The sequence below is a fragment of the Methylophilus sp. genome (genome assembly GCF_035460085.1).
Lineage (GTDB): Bacteria > Pseudomonadota > Gammaproteobacteria > Burkholderiales > Methylophilaceae > Methylophilus.
Window position 1 is genome coordinate 62245 of the sequence record NZ_DATHWZ010000026.1, and the last position, 10180, is coordinate 72424.

The 10180-nt window shown below is 45.0% G+C and carries 7 protein-coding genes and 1 riboswitch; of the genes, 4 read left to right on the forward strand and 3 right to left on the reverse strand.

The window, feature by feature from the left end; genetic code table 11:
- Positions 1–55 precede the first annotated feature (55 nt).
- Positions 56–3979 carry a tetratricopeptide repeat protein gene (locus tag VK958_RS04845; protein WP_325239447.1) on the forward strand — a complete coding sequence of 1308 codons (3924 nt, stop codon included), beginning with the start codon at positions 56–58 and terminating at the stop codon, positions 3977–3979.
- 196 nt (positions 3980–4175) lie between these two features.
- Complete coding sequence (locus VK958_RS04850) at positions 4176–4391, forward strand: hypothetical protein (protein WP_325239449.1); 216 nt, start codon at positions 4176–4178, stop codon at positions 4389–4391.
- Between the two features lie 96 nt (positions 4392–4487).
- Here the strand turns inward: VK958_RS04850 and yfaE are convergent, their stop codons facing one another.
- From yfaE to nrdA, 3 genes are all read right to left on the reverse strand, one after another.
- Entirely contained in the window at positions 4488–4901 is a 414-nt protein-coding gene (gene yfaE / locus VK958_RS04855) for a class I ribonucleotide reductase maintenance protein YfaE (RefSeq protein WP_055829702.1), read from the reverse strand.
- Positions 4902–5092: 191 nt separating this feature from the next.
- Entirely contained in the window at positions 5093–6226 is a 1134-nt protein-coding gene (nrdB, locus tag VK958_RS04860; RefSeq protein ID WP_325239453.1) for a class Ia ribonucleoside-diphosphate reductase subunit beta, read from the reverse strand.
- Positions 6227–6445: 219 nt separating this feature from the next.
- The gene (nrdA, locus tag VK958_RS04865; protein WP_325239455.1) at positions 6446–8725 is read right to left on the reverse strand and encodes a class 1a ribonucleoside-diphosphate reductase subunit alpha; all 2280 of its coding nucleotides are present in this window, start codon (positions 8723–8725) and stop codon (positions 6446–6448) included.
- 2 nt (positions 8726–8727) lie between these two features.
- On the opposite strand from nrdA, the gene VK958_RS04870 reads away from it, so the two are divergent.
- Positions 8728–8853 (forward strand): hypothetical protein, encoded by a 126-nt coding sequence (locus VK958_RS04870; RefSeq protein ID WP_325239457.1) that lies wholly within the window; start codon positions 8728–8730, stop codon positions 8851–8853.
- Positions 8853–9074: riboswitch (cobalamin riboswitch) on the reverse strand. (Overlaps the previous gene by 1 nt.)
- Positions 9075–9479: 405 nt before the next feature.
- Positions 9480–10180, forward strand: a 701-nt coding sequence (locus VK958_RS04875; protein ID WP_414683848.1) for an OmpP1/FadL family transporter, incomplete at its 3' end; no start/stop codon positions are given.

A 10180-nucleotide genomic window follows, 5' to 3' on the forward strand; every position in this document is an offset into this window, starting at 1 on the left:
TGCATTCGAAATGCGCTATATTTAGCAAAATATTTAAAGAACTGATCGGACTCCTGTGAATAAACCGTTATTGATTGCTATAGCTACAAGGTGGGGAAGTCTTTTTGGCGGCATCAATAGCTTCAATACCGACTTCTTAAAAGCTCTAGCTATTTCATACAATGGGAAAATTGATGTTGTTTGTTTAGTGGACGAAATACATAGTGGTCAACTTGAAGAGGCAGAAAATGTTAATGTTAAATTATTAAGATTTCCAAGTTTTCTTACCCCTCCACTTAGCGAACAAATCAATTTTGAACTTACTACATGGTCAGCCAAAGAGAGCATAGATTTTAATAACAGGCCTGTTGTTTGGCTTGGACATGATCGTATTACTGGGCAAAAAGCTTTGAATGGTGCTCTACTCACTAAATCAAAATCAGCATTAATTCATCATATGAGTTATGTGGATTATGAGCCCTTTGCTGAAAGTTTTGCTTCTGCAAATCATAAAGCTTCTGAACAAAGAAACCTATTTATCCAAGCTGACTATTTATTCGCTATAGGTCCATTACTTAGAGATGCTTTGGACCATATACTGAGTGATGAAAATCGAAAATGCCAAATGCTCATACCAGGCTTGGCGGATATTCAGCCGCTTGATGATCCTCCAAAAAAATTTATTGCCTTCTTGAGTGGCAGGCTAAACCTAGAGGCTTCAAAAATAAAACAAGGTTATTTAGGTGTAGCTGGCTTTGCTTCAGCGCAGCGAGACGCAATGCTAGTTAGCTATCCAAAGACGCTATGTAAAGAACCAAGACTAATATTAAGAGGTGTTGACTTTGAACTTGATGCATTAAACAGTGATTCTGAACCTTTTCAGGTAGAGCAAGAGTTAAAACGTTTTGCTCAAAAATATGCTGATAGAGTAGTTAATATAGAAGCTCTACCATTTACACACAATCGGCAAGAAATTTATAGACAACTTAAAAGCGCTAGCGTGGCGTTAATGCCATCATGGCATGAAGGCTTCGGGCTTGTTGGATGGGAGGCTATTTCATGCGGAGTTCCTTTAATTCTTACAAAGAAAAGCGGTTTATTTCAATGGCTCGACGAGGAACATGTTGGTCTTGCAGGACTAGTTTGTAGTATAGATATCCGAGGACAAGTAGATGCTCCTTTTTTTCATGAAGAAGACTTAAAATCCGTGACTCAATTAATTAGCGAAATAGCTGATAGCCCGGATAAATATAAAAAACAAGCAGCAAAACTTAGAGCGGAGTTGAATAGTTATACTTGGACAAATTGTGCTCAAAAGTTTATCAACGCGATTAATTTGCAAACCACACTTAATGTGCTTGAGGATTCAATTGAAAATAGATCGTTTGAGTTGGTATCTATAAATAAATACCAGAACAATTTTAGTAAAGATCAATTTCTAACAATTCCTGAAAAACAATGGAAAAAAAACTTTCATACTGACAGTCAGTTATTGAAGGCTGAAGAAGCCATAGTCCCATTCGACGAAGGGCGACTATTAGAGTTAATTTCTTTAAAAAACTGGATGGATGAAGACTCAAATAGCTTAACTGTAAGAATACTTACAGGAGCCGGTGGATCTGGTAAGACCAGACTTGCTTTAGAGTTATGCTACTCATACCAAGAGCTTGGATGGGTTACCGGTTTTTTAAATAGTAACGTTGGCATAAATCATGTCCCTAGTATTATTCAATCAATACAGTCTTCTGCCACTCCTATTTTAATAATTATTGATTATGCCGAAACAAGGCAACCGCTTTTTACATCAATTCTTAAATCCATTCTAAAGGCAAATAAATTAATTCAAACCTTTCCAATTCGGATCTTATTGTTGGCTAGAGAAGCAGGAGAGTGGTGGGATAGGCTATTGTCAGCAGATGCTATTTGTGAAGCTTTTTTAAACAGTAAAGCAACGACTGGACCACAAAGTTTAGGGAATATCCACTTGGAGCATTTAGAAAGAGAACGTGCCTACTTAAATGCACAGTTAGCTTTTGCAAATAAACTTGGATTGCAGCCACCCAAAACAATTCCTCCACTAAATGGCGATCACTTGGGAAGACCCCTATATCTCCATATGGCTGCTTTAATGGCCTTATATGGCGAAAGACCTGAGAATGCATCAACTCTTACAGACTCCTTGCTAAATCACGAGTCCAGATATTGGCAAGCCTTACTTAAACAAAACGCATATCTACGAATATTACAAAGCTATGTTCCAGAAAGACTAGTTGCATTAACGACGTTAACTGGTGGCTTCCAAAATGAAAAAGAAGCTTTCACATATTGGAAAAAAGTTTCCGTAACTGATGCAAACAGCATTGAACCAATTACTTTCAGTGTTTTGTACAATTGTTTAAATTCGCTTCATCTTGGTCAATCAGGAATGCAACCCTTAAGACCCGATCTTTTGGGTGAGGCTCAAGTAGTTCGCTATTTATTAAAGGCCGATGTAAAAACTTTTCTAAATGCACTTTTAGATTCAAGTGCACCCAAAAAATATCAAAGACATTGTCTTACAGTATTTGCAAGACTATCTCATCACAGAAGCGCAATACATGACGCTTTAGTCCTCGCGATAGCATGCAATTTCAAACACATTATTTATGATGTTCTTGAAGTTGCCATCGAAACTCAAGGTTATCTTGGGGAGCTATTGGTTGAAGCCTTTAAGCGTATTGAGGAACCATTAAAAGGTCAAATAGCTGGAATTTTGGATTCACTGCTGCAAAATCAATCTTTACAACTTGCAAAATTAGATTATGTAGTTTGTAAGTATTTAGTAGAAAAAAAACTCATAAAATTTCGTGCTAGCAAAATGGGAATTTCAGATAAAGAAAATTTAGGGGATTTGTATGTAAACCTTTCCCTTGCTGAAAATCTTATTGGTTTAAGTGAGTCAGCTTTAGAGTCTAGCTCCGAGAGTGTGAAGATTTTTACTGAATTGAGTAACTCTCATCCAAATAGATTTGAAGCTTCATATGCAAGAAGTTTTCACAATCATGCTAACCGTTTATCTAGCTTTGGGTTAATTAAAGACACAATTGAATTTAGCAAAATTGCATTGAATGTATATAAAAGATTGTCAATAAGGGACAAAAAGCAATATGAATTGAAATATGTAAACTGTTTGGTAAATCACTCTAATTGGGTTGCTTTGGTTGGTTCACCACAGGAAGCTCACACATATTGTCAACAAGCCTTAAAAATATATAAGAATCTAGCAGAGAGTAATGAAAGATATCTTGAAAATTATGCAAATGGTTTAGTGAATATGGCTAGTCGACTAGAGAATCTTGGAAAATACTCCGAGGCGCTTGAATATTGCAGGCAAGCAGTTGATATTCGAAAGAAACTAGCAGAAATCAACCAAGATAGATTTGAGCCATTTTATGCTACTACTTTAGTGAATTACTCATTCTTCGTAGGTTTATCGGGTGACTATAAAGACGCATTGATTCCGATAACTGAGGCTTTAAATTTATTCAAAAAATTCGCATCTAAGCTCCCAGAGAAATATAGTTATTTAGTTGTGATATGTTCTTTTAGGATTGATACATTAAATTGGTTAGATGAGGTTAACTCTGCAATAAATTCCGAATTGATTACTCCTCCAAGCTCCTTGTTAGATATTGAGCTTAAAGAATTCTACTTCACGAAATACAGTGTATTAGCATTAAAAAGCAATCACTCTCTTGAAAAAGAAAAGATTTTTTTAGAAATGATTCATATTTGGAAAGAGTTAAGCGATGCAATAAAGAACCGGCAGATGATGTATGCCCTAATTGCTTATATATGGATTGAAACTTATGGGAGCGTAAAGACCAACTCGTCCGAATGGTATCTATACTGGGAAAAATTTATAACTAACAGAGGTAGGAAAATTCCGAAACTTATGGAGGAGATTGGCAAAAGGCTGAGAATTAAATGGCCAACTATAGCAAGTATTAAAGAAACATGAAGTTTTTAAATACATAACTTTATGTTAGTTAGCACTGAAATCGAAGTTAATTTATGCAAAACACCCCTTAAAGCATTGAATTGACTAGCAAAACAGTATCTTTACAGTGTATACATACACAAAATTGTCTGTTAATGTAGCAAACATCAGAAAAATTACGGTGTTTTACACCGATCAATACTCGGGGTGTTTATTGATGATGGACATATCAGGAAAGTATTTGTACACCATACGCAGCGCGAACGGCGTGCTGGTTGAGAATTTGCAGGTGTTTGGCAAATCTCGCACCGAAGCAGACGAGAAGATTCGCCAGATGTACTGGCGCTGTGAAATTATCAGTTGCGATATGGTTGTGAAGAAGGATTCGAAAGCACGTACACCACATATAAAAATGCAGTGGGTACGCCCCTAACATGGGGAGGACAGGCTGGCGTTAAGAAGCAGCCCTGATTGCCGACTCTAAAGGCGCTTGTTGATACAGGCGCCTTTTTTATTGGCTAACTGCACTTTAGAACAATGACAGGTTGTTTGCCCGCGTATTGTTTTTGGCTGCCCTTTTTCTCGCTGGCTTTTTCACTGGCGCATGTTTGGGGGTGAGCATAGGCTCATCAAACAGGGATTGTTGCGCAGGGAACATATCGTTTTGCATTTGGGCTTTTTGCACATCAAGCCTGAGCTCGCAATCCACACGGATATCTGACTTAGGTACGCAGCAACAAGGCAGGATTTCGTCGGCACCGATAAATGCCAGCGGTTGTTCAAGGTATTCCACTTCCCCCGCCAGTAAGCGTACGCGGCACCCGCCGCAATAACCGCTCCGGCACTGGTACTCTACTTCGTGCCCGGTGCGTTCAAGGCCTTCGAGCAGGGTTTCCTGCGGGATGAGGTTAAAGCGGATGTGCTGGCTTTGTACAACGCTCACGTGGGGTGGTGTTCACTTAAAAATAAGTGAGCAAGCGGGATAAAGTGCAAGGCGCACGGAACGCAACAACCCGAGACAGTACAAATAGTACGACGAGGTTGTGAAAACGGAGTTTCAGTGTAGGCTAACATTTATGTTATGCCGAAACTAAAAAACCGCGCAACGCCGCAATTTGCCCGTGCAGCCACTTATTAGAGTTCAAAGTCGTTGAGATCATCTGCCGACATCTCCGAATCAATCTGACCAATCAGGTAAGAACTTAATTCCACTTCTTGCGGGGCGACTTGCACGGTGTCTGACGCCAGCCAGGTGTTGATCCATGGAATCGGGTTGCTTTTGGCATTGGGGAAAGCTGGTGGCAGGCCGACCGACGCCATGCGGGTGTTGGTGATGTATTCGACATACTGGCAGAGAATGTCTTTGTTGAGGCCTATCATGGAGCCATCTTTAAACAGGTATTCTGCCCATTGTTTTTCCTGCTCGGCAGCGGTTTTGAACATCTCGAAACATTCCTGGTGCAACTCGGCGGCGATCTCGGCGAATTCGGCGTCATCCTGCCCGGAACGCATGATGTTGAGCATGTGCTGGGTGCCGGTGAGGTGCAGGGCTTCGTCACGCGCAATCAGGCGGATGATCTTGGCGTTGCCTTCCATCACCTTGCGCTCGGCAAAGGCGAATGAGCAGGCAAAGCTGACGTAGAAGCGGATCGCTTCCAGGATATTCACGTTCATCAGGCAGCGGTACAGCAGCTTTTTCAGCTCGCGGCGATTGACCACTTTTTTCTGGCCATTGATGACATGATCGCCCTCGCCCAGCTGCGAATACAGCATGGTCTGCTGGATCAGCTCATCGTAATAATGCGCGATATCCGACGCACGGGCGGTGATGTTGTCATTGCGCACGATGTCATCAAAAATGATGGAAGGATCATTGACGATGTTGCGGATGATATGGGTGTAAGAACGCGAGTGGATAGTCTCGGAAAACGCCCAGGTCTCAATCCAGGTTTCCAGCTCGGGCAGCGACACCAGTGGCAACAACGCCACGTTCGGGCTACGGCCCTGGATGGAATCAAGCAAGGTCTGGTACTTTAAATTGCTGAGGAAAATATGTTTTTCATGCTCGGGCAGGTTCTGGTAATCAGAACGGTCCTGCGACACATCCACCTCTTCCGGACGCCAGAAGAATGACAGTTGTTTCTCGATCAGCTTCTCGAACACCGGATATTTCTGCTGGTCGTAGCGCGCCACGTTGACGGGCTGACCGAAGAACATAGGTTCTTTGAGTTGATCGTTATCTGTTTTCGTGAAAATGCTGTAGGCCATCTTCTTCTCTAATATTTATCTAGTTGATTTTTAAACATGTGTTCAGCCTCCTAACCGACGCTGAACACATGAGTAATGACTACCTATCACACTGCCAAATAAGTGAGCGAGCGGGATGAAGTGCAAGGCGCCCGGAACGCAACAACCGAGACAGTACAAGTAGTACGGCGAGGTTGTGAGTACCGCGCAACGCCGCAATTCGCCCGCGCAGCCACTTATTTAGATTTTGCAGGCACCACCGGCACAACCATCATCTTCCGCCTCAGTACCGCCTTCGGTCGCTCCGTCACGCGTGTTATGGTAGTACAGCGTTTTGATGCCCAGCTTGTATACTTGCAGCAAGTCTTTCAGCAACTGCTTCATCGGCACACGGCCGCCTTCAAAACGGGTCGGATCATAGTTGGTGTTGGCAGAAATAGATTGGTCGACGAACTTCTGCATAATGCCCACCAGTTTGAGGTAACCCTCATTGTTTGGCATTTTCCATAACAACTGGTACTGGTCACGCAGGCGTTCGATTTCTGGCACAACCTGGCGCAAGATACCGTCTTTGGATTGCTTGACCGTGACCAGGCCGCGCGGCGGTTCAATACCGTTGGTCGCGTTGGCGATCTGGCTGGAAGTTTCTGAAGGCATCAGCGCGGTCAGGGTGGAATTACGCAAGCCATCCTTCTGGATTTCTTTGCGCAGGCTTTCCCAATCCAGCAGCAGGGGTTCAGTGGTGACGGTATCCAGATCCTTTTTATAGGTATCAATCGGCAAAATGCCTTTGGCGTAAGTGGTTTCGTTAAACGCCTGGCATGGGCCGAACTCACGCGATAACTGTACCGAGGCTTTCAGCAGGTAATACTGAATCGCCTCAAAGGTGCGGTGCGTCAGTCCCAGGGCCGTGTCGCTGGTATAGTTGGTGCCGTTTTTCGCCAGGTAATAAGCGTAGTTGATGACGCCCACGCCCAATGAACGGCGTTTGTTGGTCGCATTCAATGCGGCCTTGACCGGGTAATCCTGATACTCAAGCAAGGCATCCAGCGCACGCACAACCAGGTCAGCCAGGCTTTCCAGCTCATCCAGTGACTCCAGCGCACCCAGGTTGAAGGCAGACAAGGTACACAGGGCAATTTCACCCTCGGTATCATTGATATCATTCAGGGCGTTGGTCGGCAGCGCAATTTCCATGCACAGGTTGGACTGGCGCACTGGCGCAACAGACGGGTCAAACGGGCTGTGAGTGTTGCAATGGTCCACGTTCTGGATATAGATACGGCCAGTACCGGCACGTTCCTGCATCATCAGCGAGAACAACTCTACGGCAGGCAAGGTGCGCTTGCGGATGCTGTCATCGGCTTCGTATTGCGTGTACAGGCGCTCAAATTCATCCTGGTCGGCAAAGAAGGCGTCATACAAGCCAGGTGTGTCATGCGGAGAGAACAGGGTGATGTTCTGGCTCTTGATCAGGCGCTGGTACATCAGGCGGTTGATCTGCACACCGTAATCCAGGTGGCGCACACGGTTTTCTTCTACGCCACGGTTGTTTTTCAACACCAGCAGGGATTCGACTTCCAGGTGCCATAGTGGATAGAACAAGGTCGCCGCACCGCCACGCACGCCGCCCTGCGAACAGGATTTCACAGCAGACTGGAACAGTTTGTAGAAAGGCAGGCAGCCGGTATGTTGCGCTTCGCCGCCACGGATTTCACTGCCCAAGGCGCGGATACGGCCAGCGTTCACGCCGATACCGGCGCGTTGCGACACATATTTCACAATGGCGCTGGTGGTCGCGTTGATGCTATCTAGGCTATCGCCACACTCAATCAGCACGCAGGAGCTGAACTGGCGGGTAGGCGTACGCACGCCGGACATGATAGGCGTTGGCAGTGAAATCTTGAAGGTGGAAACAGCGTCGTAAAAACGCTTGATCAGGTCCAGGCGTGCCTGGCCTTTGTAATTGGCGAATAGGCACATGGCGACCAGGATGTACAAGAACTGCGGGCTCTCGTAGATTTTTTTGGTGACGCGGTTTTGCACCAGGTACTTGCCCTCAAGCTGTTTGACCGCCGCATAAGAGAAATTCAGGTCACGCCAGTGGTCGATATAGCCATTCAGCACATCAAACTCTTCACGCGTGTAATCGCGCAGCAAATGCTCATCGTATTTGCCTAGCTCGGTCAGGCCGGTCACATGGTCAAACAGGTGCGGTGGCTCAAACTGGCCATAGGCGATCTTGCGCAGGTGAAAAATAGACAGGCGTGCTGCCAGGTATTGGTAATCCGGCGTTTCTTCAGAAATCAGGTCAGCGGCTGACTTGATGATGGTCTCGTGAATGTCATCGGTGCGGATGCCGTCATAGAACTGGATATGGGAGCGCAATTCGACCTGGGAGACGGAGACATTATTCAGGCCCTGTGATGCCCAATCAATCACGCGGTGGATCTTGTCGAGATTGATGGGTTCCTTGCGACCATCTCTTTTTGTGGCCTGCATGGATTCGTATTGTGACATTGATGGCTCCCAATTCTGGCAGCGAGGGTCAGGAGCAAAGACGCAAACGCAAACATGTGGTGACCGGGAAAACCGGCATCATGATGAATGCACTGCCAATGCTGAGGACACCCCGCCTCAAACGTTAACAAGTAAAAAACTGACGGTCGGTCTCCTGGCTCTCAGGTCATGATCATTTGCTGTCGCCTTCCCGAATTTCTTCAGTGGCTTAAGTGTTAGCAAACAACTCGCTGATTACAGTTGCGGGGGCAGCCCTGGCTTGATGAATACTGTGCTGAATTTCACGCACCAGATTCCCTTTTAAATGCAGAAGAAGTTTCTCCTGCAAACCGTATGGATGCGACTATAAAACAATATCTATGGCTTTTCAATCAGACAAAACACAAGATATAGTTATAAAGTCACGCCAAAATAGTCAACTGGTTGTTTCTATTAAAGAATTATTTTTAAGAATTTTTTTAAGAAAATTTTGTGAAAATGCATTGCATTTTTAATCAAATTGCGCATTGTTTGTTACAAAGCTGAAACATTCAAATCAGGGTGTTAAACACAACCCTTGGCCGTAAAAAAGACACCCTGCCAGTGGTGACCTTTTCACCACATCCCTGAATAAGAGTACCGACAAAATCTGCTAAAAGAAGTCTTGAACATTTATTACTGGCTAAAATACCGTGTTTTAGCTGCTCTATTATCGCGATACCAATTTTCCGGATTATGTGAGAATGTCCGCAACAAAATAAGAATCACACTCGCCATGACTCACTTACACTTGTTCACCACCCGCCTGGTTACCGCCCTTGCTTTGACGATTGCCGCTTACCTGGTCGCTGATAGTGGTACCGCACATGCGACAAACGGTATCAACCTGATCGGCTTTGGTGCCGAATCGAGCCTGATGGCCGGTGCCGACGTAGCGGTGGCACGCGACACCAGCGCGCTGAACACCAATCCTGCCGGGCTGACGCAGATCAAGGCGCCGCTGCTGGACATGTTCGGCTCGATACTGCGCACCACCGACCTGGTGCATAAAGACCCCCGCAACGAAGAACATGCCTCAAACCGTTACACGCCTCTTGGCGGCGGCGGTTATGCGCGGCCACTGGAAGATACATCCTGCACGGCGGGCATCGGCTTCTTCGCCCAAGGCGGTGCAGGCGGTGTATTCGATAAAATCCGCACGCCGTTTGGCAATCGCGATGATTTATCATCACTGTTCGGCATCGCTAAAGTGATTCCCGGCATTGGCTGCGAAGTAAACGAGAAACTTTCAATCGGGGCTAGCATAAACTTTGTCTATGCAAGCATAGAGCAGGACTTTTTTGCCAATACCTCGGTAGGCACAGCCTTTGCTGGTTACAAGCTGGAAGACGCATCAGCTATACGCACCGGATTCAAGCTGGGGATGCAATATCGTGTCACGCCAACATTAACCCTGGCTGCCGCTTATAGCGAAAA

Bases quoted from the DNA above. Each gene is read 5' to 3' on its own strand.
- nrdA (WP_325239455.1), bottom strand. From the start codon at position 8,725: ATGTCACAATACGAATCCATGCAGGCCACAAAAAGAGATGGTCGCAAG.
- nrdB (WP_325239453.1), bottom strand. From the start codon at position 6,226: ATGGCCTACAGCATTTTCACGAAAACAGATAACGATCAACTCAAAGAA.
- VK958_RS04850 (WP_325239449.1), top strand. From the start codon at position 4,176: ATGATGGACATATCAGGAAAGTATTTGTACACCATACGCAGCGCGAAC.
- VK958_RS04870 (WP_325239457.1), top strand. From the start codon at position 8,728: ATGGCTCCCAATTCTGGCAGCGAGGGTCAGGAGCAAAGACGCAAACGC.